The following is a 20,603-nucleotide window of genomic DNA, read 5'->3' on the forward strand; positions in this document are numbered from 1 at the left end:
CAACTTGTTAAAGTAAGCAAACTTCCGCCGCAGTATACTAGATATTTCTCAATATGGCAATTTACTTGACAAAACGGCTATCTGTGTTCGCTAATATTCTTGCTCTTGTCCTCTTCATGCCGGGAATTACCTTAGCTGCACCCGTTCGAATCAATACTACTTCTGGTATTATTTTCGCCCAAACTACCAAAACTGCTAGCTACTCCACCTCGTCAGAGATTAACCTGACTCCTTTACAACGACAAGAACTCCAGGCTGTGCGTCAGAGAAGAAACAGGGAAATTGCGGCAGTGTTAAACTCATCCCAGCGTGCCCAACTTAATCACAATCTCCGGGCTGGTAATAATATCAATCAAGCCCTAGAAAAACTGCATTTGCAACCAGAACAGCAAGATTTTGTAAAGGCGATAGTGCAATTTACTAACTTGAAAATGAAGGCTATTTCATCTAGACATTTGCTAAAAATAGCAGAGAAGTAAAGGTTTGATCTGTAAAAATTATGGAAACATTTGACTAATCTGGACTTCAATTTCTGGAAAGGCAATCAAGGATAACGTTGCATCCTCCTGCAAAATAAATTCAAGATTGTAGCCTTCCAAACCTGGTTTGCGGAAAACATAAAGCTGACGCTGATTCCTGACGGGGCGACAAAATAGGCTAAAAAGCTTATGAGATAAAGAAAGCAGCAATTTATGGTAGAAAAAGCTCGGTCTATTTTTGTCAATAAGACCAATAAGATTGATAATGTTACCTAAATTCTACCAAACACATCTCAAAAGTCAACTGAGTACAGCCGAATATCTCTTACTGCAAATTTTGATTAACGTGCTGCAAGTGATTAAGAAAGTCAGTTTAGAAGCTGTGGCCAATGCTTTACCAATACCCATCGAATTTGAAAGTAGAAGAAAGAAAGTCCAGAGATTCTTATCAGTACCAAATCTCGACATAAAAAAATTGGTTTCCGATAGTTATCGAATGGTTAGAAATATATTTTGAACCCCAAAAAATAATCTATTTAGCAATTGACCGCACAAATTGGGGTTGTATAAATCTGTTCATGGTAAGTGTAATTTGGGACAAAAGAAGCTTCCCAATATATTTTGAGTTATTACCAAAGCTAGGTAGTAGTAATTTAGATGAACAGAAAAGAATTTTATCTCAAGTTTTCCCAATTGTGAAGGATTATAATATTTGTGTATTAGGAGACAGATAATTTTGTTCAGTCAATCTAGCAAACTGGCTCTGCGAGCAGAAAGTGTATTTTTGTTTACGTCTCAAAAAGAATCATTTTATTGAAAGAGAAACGTATACTCATGATAAATTTTTTCAGTTGGATTTCTCTTTATCCATAAAAGTCAAAAACCTGGCGATTATAAATGGCCAGGTCTAAAATTTAAACTAAAACTCAGCACTTTGCGGTGTACGCGGGAAGGGAATCACATCACGAATATTTCCCATACCAGTTATAAATTGCACGAGTCGTTCAAAACCCAATCCAAAACCAGCGTGGGGGACAGTACCATAACGACGCAAATCCAAATACCACCACAAGTCTTCTGGGTTTAATCCTTGCGCTAATACACGGCGTTCTAGAACTTCAAGGCGTTCTTCGCGCTGGGAACCACCGACAATTTCGCCAATTTTCGGTGCGAGAATATCCATTGCGCGGACGGTTTTTTCATCGTCATTCAAGCGCATATAAAAGGCTTTGATTTGCGCTGGGTAATCTGTGACAATTACTGGCTTTTTAAACTGTTGTTCAGCTAGATAGCGTTCGTGTTCTGATTGTAAATCTAAACCCCAACTCACTGGATATTCAAATTTAACATCGGCTTTTTCTAAAAGTTTGATGGCTTCTGTATAAGTTAAGCGTTCAAACTGATTATTAATAATATTTTCGGCTGTCGCCAACACAGATTTATCAATGCGTTCATTGAAAAACTCCATGTCTTCTGGGCAAGTTTCCAACACATATTTAAAAATGTGTTTGAGAAACGCCTCAGCTAAATCCATATCGCCTTCTAAGTCACAAAAAGCCATTTCTGGCTCAACCATCCAAAATTCTGCTAGGTGGCGGGAAGTATTGGAATTTTCTGCACGGAAGGTAGGGCCAAAGGTGTAGACGTTAGAAAACGCCATCGCCATGACTTCCGCTTCTAATTGGCCGCTAACTGTTAAATATGTGGGTTTAGCAAAAAAGTCTTGGCTGTAATCTACTGCTTGGTTTTCTGTGCGGGGAATATTCTTTAAATCTAAACTGGTAACGCTAAACAGTTCACCCGCGCCTTCGCAATCGCTAGCGGTGATGATGGGTGTGTGTACCCACAAAAAGCCTCTTTCTTGGAAAAATTGGTGAATTGCTGCCGAACAAGCATTTCTGACGCGGAAAACTGCACCAAAAGAATTAGTACGCGATCGCAAATGTCCAATGGTTCGCAGAAACTCAAAGGAATGGCGTTTCTTTTGCAGGGGATATGTATCGGGATCAGCTTCACCGTAAACTTTCACGGACTCGGCTTTCAATTCAATTCGCTGTCCTTTACCCAGAGAAGCCACCAGTACCCCTGTTGTTTCGACAGCAGCACCTGTATTCAATTTTTTCAATATAGCTTCGTAATCTAGCAAATCCTGATTAATGACGACTTGCAAATTAGCTAGTGATGAGCCGTCATTGACTTCAATAAAAGCAAACCCTTTGGATTCGCGCTTCGTCCGCACCCAGCCTTGAACTTGGAGGGACTCATCAGGTTGGCCACTTCGCAATATTTCTGCAATCCGTCGATTTACCATATTTACCCAGCATAAGACTTTAATATCCAGCCTATGATAACGCCCATTCCACCAAAGCGGACGACTTGCCAGAAAGGTTTTTTGAGGCTACGCCAAGAAAATAACTGGCTTTCTAAGTTCACTTCTAGCCTTTCCAACTGCTGTTGAATTTGCCGTAACTCTACTTTGATTTCTGGTGTCTGAGATTTATTGTGCTTTAGTCGATCGCGGCGCTGTTGCCATTCTGCCTGTTGCTGGCGATCGCGCTGCACTTGCTCGTAACGTTCTCTTAAGGATAGGAGCGATCGCTCTACTTCCTCTAGTTCTTGTTCAAAATCTGGTTCTGGATTTTCTGCTGACGGCTGTGATTGTTTTGGCGGCTTCATTTACAAGTAGTACATTAGAAGTAAATGCAAATGTGCCAATAGTTATGTCCCAATCTACCCAGCTGCCGATAACCAGTCAACTGAATGAACTTAGTACTCTGGAACTAGCTCAAGCCCTGATGGAAAGACTGAGCATTTCCCCTAACGATTGGCATCGCCTCAAGTCTAACCGCAATTCTCGCGCTAATGAACAAGTGGCAGCAGCTATTGTGTATCTTTTAAAGAATCAGCCACAAGAAGCTCAAGCTAGATTAGAACAGGCAATTGGTTGGTTAGATCGCTCTATTTCTGCCCCTCCCTGTCCAACTCACGGAAAATAGAGAGTAGGCAATAAAATAATCAATCAACCAATAACTTTCTCTACTCCCTAGACGCGATTAATCGCGTCTCTACCCCTCTTATCGCCGCAGAGATAATCCCCGGCGATTTTCCATTTGTTTACAAAGCCTCAATTCTGTGCCTTTACGGTTCCACTCTACCTGATCAAAAATTTGATGCAGAAGACATAAACCACGACCATTTTCTGATTCATCTGGTGGAAGATAGTCTGTTGGTTCTTCATTAATAGTAGATGAAGGAGTAAAGCCACTACCCTGGTCTGATATTATCCACCAATATTGATTATCTATTACGGAAAAACGAACTACAACTGTTTTACTAGGATCGAGATTATTACCATGTTTAGCTGCATTTACTAGGGCTTCTTGAAGCCCTAGCCGCAGTTCAGCTTGTAATTTTGCTGGGATTTCTGCCAACAGTAAATCTAATATTGGACAAAGGTAGAGGGTTGAGGCAAAACTAATAGTGCCCCAATAACGTCCAACTGGACGGAGTGAAATAGTAATCACAAGAGAAACCCCATAGCTTTCAGTTAGCTAGACATCAGTTTGCTATTACAGTCACCCTGATAAAACTTGAGGTGGTCATGCTGCCTTCAAACTTGCGTCTTTAAAACTAAATTTTGAAAATGCTAGGGAGCATTAGGTCTATTGTATGAATTAGGATTGTTTAGCTGTATATCGGCTGAAATAACTTTGATCGGGAAGTCAGCAAATTAAGAATATGCTGTTAATTCTTAGAGAGTATTGACATACTCTAGGTAGTTGCCGATTTATAATTTACACAATCTTCTTCATGTTTTTAATAACCCATGCAACTTGAATTTATTTAAACAAAATGAATTTTTATTTTTGCCTTAATTCAATTTTAGCATCTTTAGTATGCACTAGACTAAAAATTTCAAATTTCAGTTTTTTTGAAGGAATTACTACCCTTGTCAAAATGTGATAGCACAAGAAAGGCGGCAGCTTCAACATGAGCAGTTTGAGGAAAAAAATCAGCAGGTTGTACCCGTGTGATGGTATATTGCCCATCTTGACAAAGCAATTTCAGGTCGCGGGCGAGGGTAGCTACTTTACAGCTGACGTAAACGATCCGAGATGGTTTCAATTGCCGTAAAGTATCTATGACTGCGCGATCGCACCCCTTACGTGGCGGATCGAGTATTACTACTTCTGGTATTGTGCCCATTTGAGGAAGCAATTTCTCTACTGCCCCGACTTGGAATGTTGCATTATCAATTCCGTTGCGGTGGGCATTCAAAATCGCTTGTTCTACTGCTGCTGCTTGCACTTCTAATCCTCTAGCAATACGTACTTTTTTGGCGAGGGGTAAAGTTAAAGTCCCAATACCACAGTAGGCATCAACTAGCAACTCATGCCCTTGAAGATTGAGTTCTGATTGAATTACCTGCAATAGTGCCTCTGCTGTTTCGGTATACACTTGGAAAAATGTATCTGGGCGTACTTGAAATTCCAGTCCAGCAAAATTTTCACGCAGGTGGGGTACTCCAGCGATGCAACGGGTGTCCGATCCAAAGATAGCATTTGTGCGATCACTATTGCGATTGAGCGACACTCCCACTAACTGCGGATAGCGCTTTAACCATTCCTGGGCTTGGGTTTCAATTCCTGCTAAATTCCATTCTTTCACTACCAAAGTCAGCAACATTTCCCCAGTGTGTCGGCCAATGCGTAAACTGAGATGGCGAATTTTTCCTTGATGGCGCTGTTCGTTGTAAATTTGCCAACCTTGCTGTTGAATATCCTGCTTAACTTCGGCAAGTAAGGGATTTAATCGCGCATCTTGGACTGGACATTGATTTAAATTAATTAATTGGTGACTACCTTTTTGATAGTAGCCAGCCTGTACTTGTGCTGTTGCCGATAGCGAGAGAGGATATGTAGATTTGTTACGGTAGCCGAAAGCAGAAGGGGCAGCAAGTACCGGATCTACTGGTGGTTTAATAAAACCGCCAATGCGTTCTAAAGCTTGGATAACTTGATTTTGCTTGGCTGCTAGCTGGTAATCATAATTAATATGCTGCCACTGGCAACCACCGCACTTGTCAGCCACAATACAACTGGGTCGAATACGGTGGGCGGATGGTTCCAATAGCTCCTGGAGCTTACCGTGGGCGTATTTGGGTTTAACATGTACTAAACGGACAATGGCGCGATCGCCTGGGACAGTATCTGGGACAAACACTACACGTTCATCAGCGCGTCCTACACCATCGCCTGTATCACTTAGGTTAGCGATCGTCACTTCAATTAATTCACCCTGTTGCCAAATTATTTTAGTCATTTGTCATTTGTCTTTGGTCATTAGTCTTTTGTTATTGGGCATAGGGCATTGGGAATTGTTAGTTATTTTTTCTTGCTCCTCCTGCTCCCTACTCTTCCCAAATAGATAAATTCAATACATAAGTAGCTCCGATCCCTTCACTTGTGTACCTCCAACTCGCTAAACTAACAGATAATATTTCAGGTGATTTCAATCATCATGACTGTAATTAGCCAAGTTATTCTCAAAGCCGACGACGAACTGCGTTATCCCAGCAGTGGCGAACTTAAAAATATCAAAGACTTTCTGCAAACCGGTGTACAACGGACGCGGATTGCGGCGACTTTAGCCGAAAACGAAAAAAAGATAGTTCAGGAAGCAACTAAACAACTTTGGCAGAAGCGTCCTGACTTTATCTCCCCTGGAGGTAATGCTTACGGAGAACGCCAACGCTCTCTATGTATCCGTGATTTTGGCTGGTACTTACGCCTAATTACTTATGGTGTACTTGCCGGTGACAAAGAGCCAATTGAAAAAATCGGTTTGATTGGTGTGCGGGAAATGTACAATTCATTGGGCGTTCCCGTGCCTGGAATGGTAGAAGCGATCAATTCCCTTAAAACAGCCTCCCTTAGCTTACTAAGTGCGGAAGACGCTGCCGAAGCAGCACCTTACTTTGATTACATCATTCAAGCGATGTCTTAATACAAAGTGTGTGCTGGTTCTAGGAATATACTTTCGGTCTACTAGAGTGAGTGCGAGGTATTAGCACTCGATAGGCATAAAATCCCCAATTTGATCATACCTTCCCCACATTTGGTAGTGGCTGTGGCAAAATCTCTGTCAAGTTACCAACCAGTTGTGGGGAAATTTTATCGGTATGGGGCAAAACAGTTCCGTTAGAAGTAGCGGAGTGTTTAGCCTGTTGCGAATTCCAAGTTGAAATTTTCCCTACTCAGCACTCATTACTCAGGACTCTTGAGGGGCATTGCTCAAAAGATAGGGGATAAGGACAAATAGATACAAAAAACCGACAGTCCTTGATTAAGGCTGTCGGCTATTAAGTGTGTTCCCTATTAATGACTCGGCTAGAGTTCAGTTGTCATTAATTATGCCTAGTTACCGATCGCTGGGAGACGATCCTAATCATCGATATGTGTGATTCTCGTCACTTGATTGTTACATCTAAACTGCATATACCCGAATAATCTCTGAGTGGACACTAGATTCACGTAAGTAAAGGAGCTAGAAATTTCACTAAGATTAAAAAATCAAGTTATCTTTAAAGATTAAAGCATTTGGTGTGCTAATGATCTTTATCTTGTCTACCTCATGGTCGAAATAATCCTGTTAAGTGCATTCTGAGGTTTTACTACTCCCCCATCCAAGAAATAAGTTTGCTTGTAAGAAAGGCTGCACAAGCATTTTCTACCAATTATTTACCAAGATAGAAATACATAGCATTTAGTTAAAGTTTAATTGAAGAGCGATCGCGCTTCAATTAAGAACTGTACTTACAGGGCAAGTAAATCGATAGAATAATGCTCTGTCCCCCCAGAGTGCATTACTTCCATGACTGCAACCTCAAAACCAGCCTTTTCCCCCCAAGAAATTGCTGCTGAAGGTCTTAAACCAGAAGAATACGCAGAAATTGTCCGTCGGCTAGGCCGTCATCCCAACAAAGCTGAACTAGGAATGTTTGGCGTGATGTGGTCAGAGCATTGTTGTTACAAAAATTCTCGACCTCTACTCAAACAATTTCCCACCGATGGTCCCCGTATCCTGGTGGGGCCTGGTGAAAATGCTGGTGTTGTAGACTTGGGTGATGGACTTCAACTAGCTTTTAAGATTGAATCTCACAACCACCCCTCAGCGGTCGAACCCTTTCAAGGAGCTGCAACGGGAGTCGGAGGTATTCTCAGAGATATTTTTACAATGGGTGCGCGTCCCATTGCCCTATTAAACTCGTTACGCTTTGGTTGCTTAGAAGATCCCAAAACCCAACGGCTGTTTAGCGGTGTGGTGGCAGGAATCTCTCATTATGGTAACTGTGTGGGAGTACCCACTGTTGGCGGCGAAGTTTACTTTGACTCTGCTTACTCTGGAAATCCTCTAGTGAATGTTATGGCATTGGGGTTGATGGAAACTTCAGAAATCGTCAAATCTGGAGCATCTGGCTTAGGCAACCCTGTGCTGTATGTTGGTTCCACCACTGGGCGCGATGGTATGGGAGGCGCGAGTTTTGCTAGTGCAGAATTGAGCGATCAATCCATAGACGATCGCCCTGCTGTACAAGTGGGCGATCCATTTTTGGAAAAGTCGTTGATTGAAGCTTGTCTGGAGGCGTTTAAAACGGGTGCAGTTGTCGCCGCCCAAGATATGGGAGCTGCGGGAATCACCTGTTCTACCTCAGAGATGGCGGCAAAAGGCGGTGTGGGAATTGAATTAGATTTAGATAAAATTCCCGTCAGAGAAACGGGGATGGTTCCTTATGAATATCTGCTTTCGGAATCTCAAGAACGAATGCTGTTTGTTGCTCATAAAGGGCGCGAGCAAGAATTAATTGATATTTTCCACCGTTGGGGACTTCAAGCCGTTGTTGCTGGTACAGTCATCGCTGAACCTATTGTGCGGATTCTCTTTCAGGGTGAAGTAGCAGCAGAAATTCCTGCTGAGGCTTTGGCGGAAAATACCCCACTATATAACCGGGAGTTATTGGCAGAAGCACCAGAATATGCACGTCAAGCTTGGGAATGGACTGCTGATTCCCTACCTCCTTCTACAACTGCTGGAATAGAACTTCCAGAAGGACTGCAAAGTTGGAATGATATTCTCTTAATTTTGCTCGATACACCCACGATCGCTTCTAAAAATTGGGTATATCGTCAGTATGACCATCAAGTACAAAATAATACAGTAATGCTTCCAGGTGGCGCAGATGCGGCTGTTATCCGTTTGCGCCCCCTTGAAGAAATCCCCAATCTCAAATCCCAAATCGATCGACTGAGCGTAGCCGAAGTCCCAAATCTCAAATCAGGAGTGGCGGCGACGGTAGATTGCAATCCTCGTTATGTATATCTTGACCCTTACGAGGGAGCTAAGGCAGTGGTGGCAGAAGCTGCACGCAATCTTAGCTGTGTGGGTGCAGAACCTCTGGCGGTGACGGATAACCTAAATTTTGGATCTCCAGAAAAACCCATTGGTTACTGGCAATTGGCAGAAGCTTGTCGCGGTTTGGCGGAAGGTTGCCGAGAATTGGCAACACCAGTCACGGGCGGAAATGTCTCTTTGTACAATGAAACCTTAGATTCTCAAGGCATTCCACAACCCATCTATCCCACCCCAGTAGTGGGTATGGTCGGCTTGATTCCCGATATAACCAAAATTTGTGGTCAAGGTTGGCAAGCAGCCGGCGATGTGATTTATCTTCTTGGATTGCCTCTGGCATCCGAAATCAGTTTGGGAGCATCTGAGTATTTAGCCACTATCCACGATACTGTTGCCGGAAAACCACCACGCATAGATTTTGACTTGGAACGCCGCGTCCAGAAAGTTTGTCGTGAAGGAATTCGTAATGGTTGGGTACGTTCAGCCCACGATTCTGCGGAGGGAGGAGTGGCGATCGCACTAGCCGAATCTTGTCTTGCTGGCAATCTTGGTGCCGAAATCAATTTAGAAATAGCACCTACACAGTTAAACCGCCTTGACGAGGTGTTGTTTGCCGAAGGTGGTGCCAGAATTTTAGTTTCTGTAGCATCAGCACAACAAGAAATTTGGGAATCATATTTACAGGAGCATCTGGGTCAAGAGTGGCAAAAACTGGGTGTAGTTAGTAATTTTGAGACGGGTTTGGGGGTTTTCACCACTGATAACCAAACCTTAATCAAAGTTAGTATCGAAGATATGAACGATCGCTATTTCCATGCGATCGCTAAACGTCTCGCCATCCATACCACTACTTCTGAGCGCTGAATGCGGAGTATTTAGACTTCACTCACAACTTTTAGCGTCTCTGAGCAAATTTACGGTACTGTTTTAATGGATGGTTAAAGATTTGTTAAGAACTCCCCAGCCATCTATATAATTCCAGTGACTGACTACCAATTTTAGATTTTGAATTTTAGATTTTGGATTAGAGGCGTTGCTTCTAGTTCATATCTTGCTCTTACTGGGCAAAAAATCTAAAATCACCATTCTAAAATCCCAAGCCGCATCTTTACTACGGTGCGATCAATCCAAAAGACGCTCGCGGACTCGCTAACGCTCCGCTATCGTCAATCGTTCGACTGAGCGTAGCCGAAGTCTCAAATCCAAAATTGATTGACCCCCCCACCAGGAGCAAAGCTAGCATGATTTCTATTCATTCTGTCACTTCGGATGAATACCCCGACCAGACCAACAACCCAATAAATAGTCATGAAGATCAGCCTGACAAGCCAGAAGAAGCTTGTGGTGTTTTTGGCATCTACGCCCCAGGAGAAAACGTTGCTAAACTGACCTACTTTGGATTGTATGCCCTCCAGCATCGGGGTCAAGAATCAGCTGGTATTGCCACCTTTGAGGGAACACAAGTACATCTCCACAAAGACATGGGTTTGGTGTCTCAAGTTTTCAATGAATCTGTCTTAGATCAATTGCCCGGCAGTCTTGCTGTTGGTCACACTCGTTATTCCACCACAGGTTCTAGCCGCAAAGTTAATGCCCAACCCGCAGTACTTGAAACCCGCTTAGGTTCATTAGCGCTTGCACACAATGGTAATTTAGTCAATACTGTGCAACTACGTCAAGAGTTGCTTGAAAATAAATGTAACTTAGTCACAACAACAGACTCAGAAATGATCGCTTTTGCGATCGCAGAAGCCATAGATACGGGCGCTGATTGGCTAGAAGGTGGAATTCAGGCATTTCAACGTTGCCAAGGAGCCTTTAGTTTAGTTATTGGCACTCCCGTCGGCGTTATGGGTGTCCGCGACCCTAATGGAATCCGCCCCTTAGTAATCGGCACTTTGGCTGGTAATCCAGTCCGTTACGTTTTGGCTTCCGAAACTTGTGGTTTAGACATCATTGGAGCCGAATACCTGCGAGACGTAGAACCAGGTGAATTAGTTTGGATTACTGAAGAAGGTTTAGCTTCTTATCATTGGAGTAAAAAGTCCGAGCGGAAATTGTGTATCTTTGAGATGATTTACTTTGCCCGCCCTGATAGCGTCATGCACAACGAGAGTTTGTACAGCTATCGAATGCGATTAGGACACCAGCTAGCTAAAGAATCTTTTGTAGATGCCGATATTGTCTTTGGTGTTCCTGATTCTGGTATACCTGCTGCCATTGGATTTTCCCAAGCGTCTGGCGTCGCTTACGGCGAAGGACTGATTAAAAATCGCTATGTTGGGCGAACCTTCATTCAACCAACCCAAACCATGCGGGAATCGGGTCTGCGGATGAAACTCAACCCCCTCAAAGATGTGCTGGTAGGTAAACGAGTAATTATTGTAGACGACTCGATTGTACGAGGTACTACCAGCCGTAAACTAGTCAAAACCTTACGTGACGCAGGTGCAGTAGAGGTACACATGCGAATTTCGTCTCCGCCTGTAACTCATCCCTGCTTCTATGGCATCGATACCGATTCTCAGGATCAGCTAATTGCTGCTACCAAGTCAGTAGCAGAAATTGCCAAGCAACTGGAAGTAGACAGCCTCGCCTATCTGAGTTGGGAAGGAATGCTAGAAGCGACACGAGAAGACACCAATAGTTTCTGTTCTGCCTGCTTCACTGGAGATTATCCCGTGACGATTCCTGAGCAAGTGAAACGTTCTAAGCTGATCTTAGAAAAGGTAGTGGTGTAGGGGCTTCAAACAGAAGAACCCCACCCCGCCAAAGCTACGCTTTGTCTCCCTGCCCCTAATCCCCAGAGGGGGCCCCACCCTCCCCGCAAGCGAGGAGGGGATTAAGGAATGGGGTGTAAGATTAGGATTCTTCTGGGGATGATTCTGATTTTTCTGGCTTGAGTAAGGGGAAGGCGATCGCATCCCGAATACTGGCACAATCGGTTAATAACATCACCAAGCGATCGATCCCAATCCCTAAACCCCCTGTAGGCGGCATCCCGTATTCTAAAGCTGTCAGAAAGTCCTCATCTACACCTTGGGCTTCTAAGTCACCAGCAGCTTTCCGCGCCGCTTGTGCTTCTAAACGTTCTCTTTGCTCAATGGGATCGGTAAGTTCTGAGAAGCTATTCCCAGTTTCTCGCCCGACTATAAATAACTCAAATCGTTCTACCAAACCAGGCACAGAACGGTGAGGTTTTGCTAAGGGCGAAATTTCTACAGGGTAATCAATTACAAAGGTAGGTTGAATTAAATTAGCTTCTACTTTCTCTTCAAAGGCTAAATTTAGTAACTTACCAATTGATTGGGCTTCATCTATACCAGGAATAGCAGCATTTTTACTTGCTGTTTTTGCTTCTTCCAAACTTTGGAACGAATTAAAATCCAAGCCCGTAAATTCTTTAACTAAATCGTGCATTGTCACCCGCCGCCAAGGTGGTGTCAAATTTATCGGTTCCCCTTGGTAGGTGATTTCCAATGTGCCGAGTACCTCTTGGGCGACAGTAGTAATAATCCCTTCAGTCAACGCCATCATATCGTTGTAGTCGGCGTAAGCTTGGTAAACTTCAATCGTCGTAAATTCGGGATTGTGTCGAGTCGAAATTCCCTCATTGCGGAAAACCCGCCCCAATTCAAATACCTTTTCAAAACCACCTACAATCAACCGCTTGAGATGGAGTTCTGTGGCAATTCGCAGATACAACTCCATTTCTAAGGTGTTGTGGTAGGTGATAAATGGACGCGCATCTGCACCCCCAGTTTCACTTTGCAAAACTGGCGTTTCAATTTCCAGAAAATCTCGCTGTTCTAAATAACGGCGAATACCCGCAGTAATTTGAGCGCGACGGCGGAAAGTTTGCCGCACTTCTGGGTTAACAATCAAGTCAACGTAGCGCTGACGATAGCGCTTGGCAACATCCGTTAATCCATGCCACTTGTCGGGTAGAGGCAACAGGGATTTCGTGAGGATAGTATATTGTTTAACGTAGACAGATAACTCGCCCTTTTCAGTCCGTTTAATAGTACCTTTGGCTCCTAAAATGTCGCCTGCATCTGTAAGTTGCTTCAGGTGATTGAAGGCATCGGCATCAATATCTGCCATACCTTCTTGGATACGATTTTTATCCAGATAAAGCTGAATTGTACCGGTTTCATCTTGCAAAGTGAAGAAAGCCAATTTACCGAAAACGCGACGCGCCATAATGCGTCCGGCTATAGCAACTTCTAAATCAACTTCTTCACCACTGACTAAATCGGCAAACTTTTCTTGCAACTGGGCTGCATGATGGGTAGATTCCCAACGATAGGCATAAGGGTTAGTCCCTAGCTGCTTGAGTTGTTCTACTTTCTCCAGCCTTGCGGCTCGGATATCTTCTTCCGACATGGTAACGAACTAAATAGGGCAAGATTAATTATAGATGCTGCAAAAGTTGAGAGTAAGAGATATTTGCACTTTGCAGATGACAATATCGCCAAACCAAATACAATGACACAAACTAAAGTGCGCTTGTAGAATGTAGATGAATATCACCGGATGCTTGAGACGGGTATTATCACAGCCGATGAATGGGTAGAACTGATTTATGGGCAAGTTATCCCCATGAGTGCCAAAAATCCTCCCCATGCAGCGACAACGCTGTGCGCGTCTGATTATCTCAAGCGGCTGCTAGCAGAAGTTGCCTTAGTTCGGTTACAAGATCCCATTCAGTTGAGTCAATACTCCGAACCTGAGCCAGATATCGCTGTTGTCCGCATCGATTCGCGAAAGTATATCGATCGCCATCCCGCACCCAATAAAATCTTTTTATTAAGTGTCCTTGCGTATTTGTCAAGATTTTGAGATATTAAATTGAAAAATCAATTCAGATAGAAACTTATGACAACCGAGCAAGAGCTTCAATCTCTTTTTAATACCTTAGATAGCGATCGAGACGGCAAAGTATCCATTAATGATCTTTTTTTAAGTCCTGGCTTAAGTGCAATCATCTCATCAGAAACAAATACCACTAGTCCCCAGGAATTACTAGTAAATTATGATTCAGACAAAGACGGTAGTATTACCTTTGAAGAGTTAAAGGAAGCAGTTGAGAAAGCAAATAATTTAAACTAGCAGTCATTTATGACGGGGATGGGAAATATCGGTGATGTGATTCCGTTCCCGCGTACATTGCAAAGTGCTGAGTTTTAGTTTAAGAATTTGAAAACTAGGCGATTATAAATCGCATCTACACAAACCAAGTCCGTCTGCACGGACTTATAAAAACTTTGAAACCCGCATTAGCGGGTTTTGCTTGTATAGGCACCTACTTTTATAAAGCGATTAATTAAAATTAATAATTTTGAATCTCCTCTTGTAAAACTTGAACTTGCTCAATAGATAATTCAGTAACTTGAGCAATTTGTTCTAAATTCATTCCAATTCGCAACAAATTTAAAGCCAACTTTCTTCTTGTTTCTGCTTCACCTTTAGCTTCACCTTCTTCTAGGATTTGTTGATAAATGACTGATTCGCGCATAATCTCACTCCTTAAAATCTTGCTAATTACATCTTTCTTTAACACCAGACCTGCTAAGATGCCACTGGCAGCAGTTATATTTCTTTGTAGCTGGCGATCGCTAATCGCTTCAACTGCTTTGGCTACTTGGGTTAATACCATTGTAGGATCGTTTGTTTGACTTAGCACGGCAAAGGGTAATAGACCTGGAATACTCATAAACCTGTCTGTTGGTTGTTCCCACAGACGTATTACTTCAAACTGATGGTAAGTGTTATTTAATCTAAAACTATTTTCACTGACTAATTCTGAACTGGTTTTTCTCAAATAGATTACTATTTGACGCATTTCTTTGTTAGGAAAGCGGCGATAAACCCTAACTCGATAATCTAACATCCGAAAGGGAATATCTTCGTCAGGATCGGTTTGAAATTCGGTATGTAGAACTAAATTATCAGATTGCAATAAAATTAACGAATCGGCGCGAATTGGTTCGCTTGATAATTCAGTAGGGCTAACTTCTGTTAATTTTATCGGTGAACCTAGTAACCATGTTGCCAAGTCATCTTTGAAGTTTTCGGCAATGAATTTACAGATATTGTCATACATAGCAGCCTTCAAGTAAAGGTATCGAGTATTTTTGAAAAAAATTAAATTTGTTGGTATTGGGTTTCCTTTAGTTAACCCAATCTATTGCTACGATTTTATTTTATGTTAAACAAGTAATACAAAAGCTAGCACTGGAGATGAAAATTAGTGTTAATGTTACTTCTCAATATTGGGAATGAGCGATATGCCATAGAAAGCCGACAGGTTGTAGAAGTAATACCACTTGTTGTCCTCAAAAGTTTGCCCCACCAGCCTGAGCAGATCGCTGGTGTTTTTAACTATCGCGGACGCATTGTACCAGTAATTGATTTATGTCAGTTGATGCGTGGTAAACCTTCTAGTGAGTACCTGAGTACTAGGATTGTATTAGTCAATTATTGGGGGAGTAATAATACAGAACTTCAGGCTCCCTATATTTTGGGTTTGATGACAGAACAAGTTGTAGAAACATTACATAAGTCTGAGTCTGAATTTGTTAATCCCAATATCCAGATAGATACAGCGCCATATTTGGGCAAGATGATTGTAGATGATCGAGGGATGATTCAGTGTCTTCGCATTGAGTACTTGTTGTCAGAAGCGCAGCAAGTCAATCTCTTGCCAGAAAGTCATCACAATACTAGGTTTTAGATTGGTCTGAAGACTCTATAAATGGCACAATCTGTTATTGAAGCTTTACTAAAAAGCAAGATTGGTTTAGATGCAAATTCTATTGGTGCTGATGCGATCGCTAGTGTGATTTATCAACGCATGGCAGATTGCGGCATCACAGATATTGCTCACTATCTGGGGAAGTTACAGGTATCTACCCAGGAATGGGAAGCACTGATTGACAGTGTAATTGTTCCAGAAACTTGGTTTTTTCGAGAACCAGAGTCTTTTGCATTTCTGAAGCATTACGTATTATCTGAATGGTTGCTAAAAAATCCCCAAGGCGTACTGCGGGTTTTGAGTGTACCATGTGCAACGGGTGAAGAACCATATTCCATTGCGATCGCTCTTTTGGAAGCAGGATTAAATGCGACAAACATTCACATCGATGCTGTTGATGTTAGCAACAAGTGCCTATTAAAAGCCCAACGAGCAATCTACAATCAATACTCGTTTCGCGGCAATAGCCAATCGTTTCAAGAGCGCTATTTTCAGGGAACTGAGGCAGGATATCGCCTGTGCGAACAGGTGAAAAGTATGGTGAATTTTATTAATGGCAACTTGGCAGATCCGGCTTTTCTAGCTGACACGCCGCTTTATGATGTAGTCTTTTGCCGTAACCTGTTGATTTACTTCGATGTGACAACAAAAGAGCGCAGCATTCAAGTCTTAGAAAGGTTGCTAAGGGAAGAAGGCTTGCTATTTGTGGGACACGCTGAAACTTGGTTATTGTTTAAAACTCAATTGATCTCAGTTCGTCAAAATTCAGTAGTTGCTCATCGAAAGTCCACGGGAGGCGAAAATGTTCGCAAAAATCATCATCCAAATCTTCAGAGACAAGACTTTACAGACAAAAATATAGATGTTCTCAACAAGCGACAGCTACCGAAAAAAAACCATTCCAAATTTGTCGCCCAAGATAGGTTAAATGTTGCTTCCCAGAACCCCGTATCGCCAATAGACTTGAAGGTAAATTTGTTAGAAACAGCTAGAGCTTTAGCCGATCGAGGTCGATTAGATGAGGCGGTTAAACTATGCAACGACTATCTCAACCAAAATCAGGCGAGTACTGAAGCATATCTTTTACTAGGTCAGGTGCAGCAAGCAATGGCACAAAATGAGCGCGCGGCACAATCTTTTCAAAAAGCAATTTATTTACAACCGACTCACCAAGAGGCGCTGACTCATCTAGCATTACTCAAAGAAAATCAAGGGAATGCGGATAGTGCTAATCTTCTCTGGCAAAGAATTCACCGATTAACGAAGGATAAACAGTTCTGAGGAGATCGAGTAGGAGGCAATACTGTGTAGGTTTTGCCTAAAAAATAGAAATGTGTAGGTTAGGTTCTCGTTTGTATGCAATAAACTTTGACCTCTCTCCAAACCTCTCTCCTAAAAGGAGAGAGGCTTTGAGTCTTACTCCCCTTCCCTTGTAGGGAAGGGGCTGGGGGTTAGGTCTGTATTGGACTCAACTGAGAACCGCTATATTCTTAACCGAGCAGTATTGGGATTCATCCACCTTTGAACTGGATTCATCCACCTTTGAACTGGATTCATCCACCTTTGAACTGGATTCATCCACCTTTGAACTGGATTCATCCACCTTTGAACTGGATTCATCCACCTTTGAACTCCGTTCATCCACCTTTGAACTCCGTTCATCCACCTTTGAACTGGATTCATCCACCTTTGAACTGGATTCATCCACCTTTGAACTCCGTTCATCCACCTTTGAACTCCGTTCATCCACCTTTGAACTGGATTCATCCACCTTTGAACTCCGTTCATCCACCTTTGAACTGGATTCATCCACCTTTGAACTCCGTTCATCCACCTTTGAACTGGATTCATCCACCTTTGAACTGGATTCATCCACCTTTGAACTGGATTCATCCACCTCAGATACTCAAACTTCTTACTCAGGATTCAACACTTTCACATCAGAAGGAAAAGCTAGTCTCTGAACTAAGCTAGCTACTTAATAAATTGTTTAAAAATAAAAATACAAACTGTTCATCTTGTTTATGATTTGGGAATTTTAAGAGATGAACGCGTTTTACAGCAACAGAGGAACAATAGGATATCCAATGTTCAAGAACATTACCTTGCAAACCCGGTTGATCGGTTCATTTTTATTCATAGGATTGATTGTATTCGTAATGGCCTTCCTGGCATGGTTCGTTACCAACGAGTTAAATCAGTCAATTAACTCACTAACCTTGAATGACATCCCCAGCTTGACTGGGGTATGGAAGATTAAGGAAGGCCAGACACAAATTCAATCCGCACAACGATTATTATTTAATCCGGAAATTACTGTTAGTGAAAGAGAGAATGCAATCACTGAAATCCAGAACGCTTGGAAACAGATTAACGAAGGTATTGCACAGTACGACGCAACTCCATCCACTGAAGAAGAATTAAAAGAGTATAACTTACTTAAAGAAAACTTGGGAGATTGGAAAAAAGTCCATGAAAAATTATTAGAAATTGAACAGAAAATAAATTAAGATGGAATTAAGAACCCTTGGAAAAAACAGCTTGAATTAATTCTTCAAGGGAACCCAGAAACTATTACAGCTAATATTCAAAAGAGGTTAGAGTTACGCAATAAAATTGATTTTGAGATAAAAAAACAGGAAGAAGCATTATTTAAAACAACTATAGAACAAGCAAAAAAAGTTGTAAAATTCAATGAAAATTTCATATCAGATACACAAAAAGAAGTCGAACAGAATGTGGGTCGCAGTATTTTCTGGATTTCTGTCGGAATTGCCATTGGCCCCATAACTGCGATTACTCTTGGGTTTGTAATCGCTCGACAAATTACTTCTCAGATTTTTAGTGTTATTAGAGTTGCAGAGCAAATTTCTCTGGGAAACTTAACAACTAAAATTGCGGCTGACTCCAACAGCAAAGATGAAATGAATAGACTCTTAACTGCTTTCCAAACTATGACTCAGAATCTCAACACTCTGATTCGTCAGGTACAGCATTCAGGCATACAGGTTACTTCCTCAGCGACTCAAATAGCAGCTTCGGGTAAACAATTAGAAGGGACGCTCACGGAACAGGTAGCTTCTACTAATGAGGTAGCTGCCGCTACTAAAGAAATTTCCGCTACTTCTAGGGAATTAGTAAGTGCAATGGAACAAGTTGCAACTATTTCCCAAATCACAACTACAGCAGCGAATGATAGTCAAAAAGATATAGTGCGGATGGAAACCACTATGCGGCAGTTAGCAGAAGCCACTAATGCGATCGCTGCCCGATTGGGAGTAATTAGCGAAAAGGCAAATAGCATTAATACTATTGTCGTCACAATTACCAAGGTGGCAGACCAAACGAATCTGCTGTCGTTAAATGCTGCAATTGAAGCCGAAAAAGCTGGAGAGTATGGCTTGGGCTTTGCTGTCGTTGCTAGAGAAATTCGGCGATTAGCAGATCAAACCGCCGTTGCTACCCTCGACATTGAGCAGATGGTGAAGCAGATGCAATCGTCAGTCTCTACAGGTGTGATGGAGATGGACAAGTTTGCCGCAGAAGTTGGGCGGAATATAGAAGATGTTGCCAGTATTAGTACACAGGTTGGGCAAATTATCCAGCAAGTGCAAGACCTGAATCCGCGATTTGAGTTTGTCAACCAGGGCATGGAAACCCAATCTGTGGGAGCGCAACAAATTAGTGAAACGATGGTGCAGTTGAGCAATACCTCCGTGCAAAGTACAGATTCTTTGCGGGAAATTAATCACGCCATAGCCCAACTTAACCAAGTGGCGCAGGGATTGCGTCAAGAGATTGCCCGCTTTCAGGTGGAAGCAGAAAACGCTGTACCCCTGATTCCCCAATTCTCTTGAGCAGCCCTTATGAACCCCGCTACGCCATTAAATATTGAACGTTGTTGGAATTTTATCGGCATTGAGGGCGATCGCTCTTGTCCGCAATTAGCCACCTATACCCATTGCCGCAATTGCCCTGTTTACTCTACTGCTGGACGCTATTTGCTAGAGCGTTCCATACCTGAAGATTATCGCCATCAGTGGACTGAGTTACTGGCTAAATCTAGAACTGATGAAAATTCCCAGATATCCCATACTTTACGCACAACTCAAATCACGGTTGTGATTTTTCGTCTGCAACGGGAATGGCTGGCACTTTCTGCCCAAATCTTCAAAGAAATTTCTCCTGCGAGTGTGGTTCATACCCTACCGCATCGCAGCAACCAAATCTTGCGGGGATTGGTAAGTATCCGAGGCGAATTGCGATTGTGTATTTCTTTGAACGATCTGTTGAATCTGGAAACTGCCGATACAGCAGTACAAACCCTCAGTCCAGTGGTGTATTCGCGCATGGTGGTGCTGGAAAAAGCAGATAAAACTTGGGTGTTTGGTGTAGATGAACTTTATGGAGTACACCGATTTCACCGGAGTGAGTTACAAGATCCGCCTAAGAGTCTGACTCAAACTTATACAAAAGGATTATTTCACTGGCAACCTGGCGTGTCACCAATGGAGCGATCGCACAGTGTCAGCTATTTGGATGATGAATTGTTATTCACCACCTTAGCTAGGAAGGTGCTGTAATCAAAAACCTAACCCCCCAACCCCCTTCCCTACAAGGGAAGGGGGAGCTAAACTCTTCTCTCCTCGTAGGAGCTACCGTGTATACACAAGTGTTTTAAAGTTGCTGCGTAACGTAGGGTGGGTTAATTTTTGTAGGTCGATGCAACAAAGGTGCGGGGCGATGCAACAAACGTGCAGGGCGATGTAACAAACGTGCGGGGCGATGCAACAAACGTGCGGGGCGATGCAACAAACGTGCAGGGCGATGCAACAAACGTGCAGGGCAATGCAACAAACGTGCAGATGAAGCGACTTGTGTATACACCGTAGCTTCGTAGGAGAGGGGTAGGGGGAGAGGTTCTTCCAGGATTAATGAATCGGTGTGTCTAGGAAGGT

General features: G+C 42.6%; 18 protein-coding genes and 3 pseudogenes. 14 read left to right on the plus strand and 7 right to left on the minus strand.

Going from position 1 to position 20,603, the window contains the following annotated elements:
* Positions 1-53 precede the first annotated feature (53 nt).
* On the plus strand, positions 54-479 hold the full coding sequence (locus AC1F2U_RS01620; RefSeq protein WP_480259543.1) for a hypothetical protein: 426 nt from the start codon (positions 54-56) through the stop codon (positions 477-479).
* A 265-nt stretch (positions 480-744) separates the two neighbouring features.
* A pseudogene (locus AC1F2U_RS01625) lies at positions 745-1,297 on the plus strand (transposase family protein); the annotation flags it as partial.
* A 101-nt stretch (positions 1,298-1,398) separates the two neighbouring features.
* Here AC1F2U_RS01625 and asnS read toward each other — a convergent pair.
* Positions 1,399-2,790, minus strand: a complete 1,392-nt coding sequence (gene asnS / locus AC1F2U_RS01630; RefSeq protein ID WP_480259546.1) for an asparagine--tRNA ligase — start codon at positions 2,788-2,790, stop codon at positions 1,399-1,401.
* Positions 2,791-2,792: 2 nt separating this feature from the next.
* Positions 2,793-3,155, minus strand: coding sequence for a sll0565 family protein (locus tag AC1F2U_RS01635; RefSeq protein ID WP_480259547.1), 363 nt, complete (start codon positions 3,153-3,155; stop codon positions 2,793-2,795).
* Between the two features lie 44 nt (positions 3,156-3,199).
* Between AC1F2U_RS01635 and AC1F2U_RS01640 the strand changes: the two genes are divergently transcribed.
* A complete protein-coding gene (locus AC1F2U_RS01640) occupies positions 3,200-3,475 on the plus strand; it encodes a DUF6439 family protein (protein ID WP_480259548.1) in 276 nt (91 codons plus the stop codon).
* A gap of 78 nt (positions 3,476-3,553) precedes the next feature.
* Here AC1F2U_RS01640 and AC1F2U_RS01645 read toward each other — a convergent pair whose 3' ends face one another.
* Positions 3,554-4,003 (minus strand): ATP-binding protein, encoded by a 450-nt coding sequence (locus AC1F2U_RS01645; protein ID WP_322660494.1) that lies wholly within the window; start codon positions 4,001-4,003, stop codon positions 3,554-3,556.
* A gap of 391 nt (positions 4,004-4,394) precedes the next feature.
* Complete coding sequence (gene rlmD / locus AC1F2U_RS01650; RefSeq protein WP_480259549.1) at positions 4,395-5,801, minus strand: 23S rRNA (uracil(1939)-C(5))-methyltransferase RlmD; 1,407 nt, start codon at positions 5,799-5,801, stop codon at positions 4,395-4,397.
* A gap of 198 nt (positions 5,802-5,999) precedes the next feature.
* Between rlmD and AC1F2U_RS01655 the strand changes: the two genes are divergently transcribed.
* The 3 genes from AC1F2U_RS01655 to purF all read left to right on the plus strand — a co-directional run bounded on the left by AC1F2U_RS01655 (position 6,000) and on the right by purF (position 11,629).
* Entirely contained in the window at positions 6,000-6,485 is a 486-nt protein-coding gene (locus AC1F2U_RS01655) for an allophycocyanin subunit alpha-B (RefSeq protein ID WP_094348587.1), read from the plus strand.
* Positions 6,486-7,352: 867 nt separating this feature from the next.
* A complete protein-coding gene (gene purL, locus AC1F2U_RS01660) occupies positions 7,353-9,752 on the plus strand; it encodes a phosphoribosylformylglycinamidine synthase subunit PurL (RefSeq protein WP_480259550.1) in 2,400 nt (799 codons plus the stop codon).
* 377 nt (positions 9,753-10,129) lie between these two features.
* Positions 10,130-11,629: an amidophosphoribosyltransferase gene (gene purF, locus AC1F2U_RS01665; RefSeq protein ID WP_480259551.1), complete on the plus strand. Its 1,500-nt coding sequence runs from the start codon at positions 10,130-10,132 to the stop codon at positions 11,627-11,629.
* A 121-nt stretch (positions 11,630-11,750) separates the two neighbouring features.
* Here the strand turns inward: purF and lysS are convergent, their stop codons facing one another.
* Positions 11,751-13,274, minus strand: coding sequence for a lysine--tRNA ligase (gene lysS, locus AC1F2U_RS01670; RefSeq protein ID WP_480259552.1), 1,524 nt, complete (start codon positions 13,272-13,274; stop codon positions 11,751-11,753).
* A 144-nt stretch (positions 13,275-13,418) separates the two neighbouring features.
* Here lysS and AC1F2U_RS01675 point away from each other — a divergent pair.
* A pseudogene (locus AC1F2U_RS01675) lies at positions 13,419-13,730 on the plus strand (Uma2 family endonuclease); the annotation flags it as partial.
* Between the two features lie 36 nt (positions 13,731-13,766).
* Positions 13,767-14,000: an EF-hand domain-containing protein gene (locus AC1F2U_RS01680; RefSeq protein ID WP_334939127.1), complete on the plus strand. Its 234-nt coding sequence runs from the start codon at positions 13,767-13,769 to the stop codon at positions 13,998-14,000.
* A gap of 220 nt (positions 14,001-14,220) precedes the next feature.
* Here AC1F2U_RS01680 and AC1F2U_RS01685 read toward each other — a convergent pair whose 3' ends face one another.
* A complete protein-coding gene (locus AC1F2U_RS01685) occupies positions 14,221-14,994 on the minus strand; it encodes an Rpn family recombination-promoting nuclease/putative transposase (RefSeq protein WP_480259553.1) in 774 nt (257 codons plus the stop codon).
* Positions 14,995-15,147: 153 nt separating this feature from the next.
* On the opposite strand from AC1F2U_RS01685, the gene AC1F2U_RS01690 reads away from it, so the two are divergent.
* The 6 genes and pseudogenes from AC1F2U_RS01690 to AC1F2U_RS01715 all read left to right on the plus strand — a co-directional run bounded on the left by AC1F2U_RS01690 (position 15,148) and on the right by AC1F2U_RS01715 (position 20,228).
* Complete coding sequence (locus AC1F2U_RS01690) at positions 15,148-15,624, plus strand: chemotaxis protein CheW (RefSeq protein WP_480259554.1); 477 nt, start codon at positions 15,148-15,150, stop codon at positions 15,622-15,624.
* Positions 15,625-15,645: 21 nt separating this feature from the next.
* On the plus strand, positions 15,646-16,926 hold the full coding sequence (locus tag AC1F2U_RS01695) for a CheR family methyltransferase (protein ID WP_480259555.1): 1,281 nt from the start codon (positions 15,646-15,648) through the stop codon (positions 16,924-16,926).
* Between the two features lie 240 nt (positions 16,927-17,166).
* A complete protein-coding gene (locus tag AC1F2U_RS01700) occupies positions 17,167-17,619 on the plus strand; it encodes a hypothetical protein (protein ID WP_480259556.1) in 453 nt (150 codons plus the stop codon).
* Between the two features lie 71 nt (positions 17,620-17,690).
* Positions 17,691-18,155, plus strand: coding sequence for an MCP four helix bundle domain-containing protein (locus tag AC1F2U_RS01705; protein WP_480259557.1), 465 nt, complete (start codon positions 17,691-17,693; stop codon positions 18,153-18,155).
* A gap of 234 nt (positions 18,156-18,389) precedes the next feature.
* A pseudogene (locus AC1F2U_RS01710) lies at positions 18,390-19,502 on the plus strand (methyl-accepting chemotaxis protein); the annotation flags it as partial.
* A 9-nt stretch (positions 19,503-19,511) separates the two neighbouring features.
* Complete coding sequence (locus tag AC1F2U_RS01715) at positions 19,512-20,228, plus strand: chemotaxis protein CheW (protein ID WP_480259558.1); 717 nt, start codon at positions 19,512-19,514, stop codon at positions 20,226-20,228.
* Positions 20,229-20,322: 94 nt separating this feature from the next.
* Here the strand turns inward: AC1F2U_RS01715 and AC1F2U_RS01720 are convergent, their stop codons facing one another.
* On the minus strand, positions 20,323-20,532 hold the full coding sequence (locus AC1F2U_RS01720) for a hypothetical protein (protein WP_480259559.1): 210 nt from the start codon (positions 20,530-20,532) through the stop codon (positions 20,323-20,325).
* Between the last annotated feature and the right edge of the window lie 71 nt (positions 20,533-20,603).

Source organism: Nostoc sp. LEGE 12454 (assembly GCF_056620565.1).

Coding starts and splice junctions, on each gene's coding strand:
- AC1F2U_RS01680 (WP_334939127.1), top strand. CDS start 13,767: ATGACAACCGAGCAAGAGCTTCAATCTCTTTTTAATACCTTAGATAGC.
- AC1F2U_RS01655 (WP_094348587.1), top strand. CDS start 6,000: ATGACTGTAATTAGCCAAGTTATTCTCAAAGCCGACGACGAACTGCGT.
- AC1F2U_RS01715 (WP_480259558.1), top strand. CDS start 19,512: ATGAACCCCGCTACGCCATTAAATATTGAACGTTGTTGGAATTTTATC.
- AC1F2U_RS01635 (WP_480259547.1), bottom strand. CDS start 3,155: ATGAAGCCGCCAAAACAATCACAGCCGTCAGCAGAAAATCCAGAACCA.
- asnS (WP_480259546.1), bottom strand. CDS start 2,790: ATGGTAAATCGACGGATTGCAGAAATATTGCGAAGTGGCCAACCTGAT.
- purF (WP_480259551.1), top strand. CDS start 10,130: ATGATTTCTATTCATTCTGTCACTTCGGATGAATACCCCGACCAGACC.
- AC1F2U_RS01640 (WP_480259548.1), top strand. CDS start 3,200: ATGTCCCAATCTACCCAGCTGCCGATAACCAGTCAACTGAATGAACTT.
- lysS (WP_480259552.1), bottom strand. CDS start 13,274: ATGTCGGAAGAAGATATCCGAGCCGCAAGGCTGGAGAAAGTAGAACAA.
- purL (WP_480259550.1), top strand. CDS start 7,353: ATGACTGCAACCTCAAAACCAGCCTTTTCCCCCCAAGAAATTGCTGCT.
- AC1F2U_RS01620 (WP_480259543.1), top strand. CDS start 54: ATGGCAATTTACTTGACAAAACGGCTATCTGTGTTCGCTAATATTCTT.
- rlmD (WP_480259549.1), bottom strand. CDS start 5,801: ATGACTAAAATAATTTGGCAACAGGGTGAATTAATTGAAGTGACGATC.
- AC1F2U_RS01695 (WP_480259555.1), top strand. CDS start 15,646: ATGGCACAATCTGTTATTGAAGCTTTACTAAAAAGCAAGATTGGTTTA.
- AC1F2U_RS01685 (WP_480259553.1), bottom strand. CDS start 14,994: ATGTATGACAATATCTGTAAATTCATTGCCGAAAACTTCAAAGATGAC.
- AC1F2U_RS01690 (WP_480259554.1), top strand. CDS start 15,148: ATGTTACTTCTCAATATTGGGAATGAGCGATATGCCATAGAAAGCCGA.
- AC1F2U_RS01705 (WP_480259557.1), top strand. CDS start 17,691: ATGAACGCGTTTTACAGCAACAGAGGAACAATAGGATATCCAATGTTC.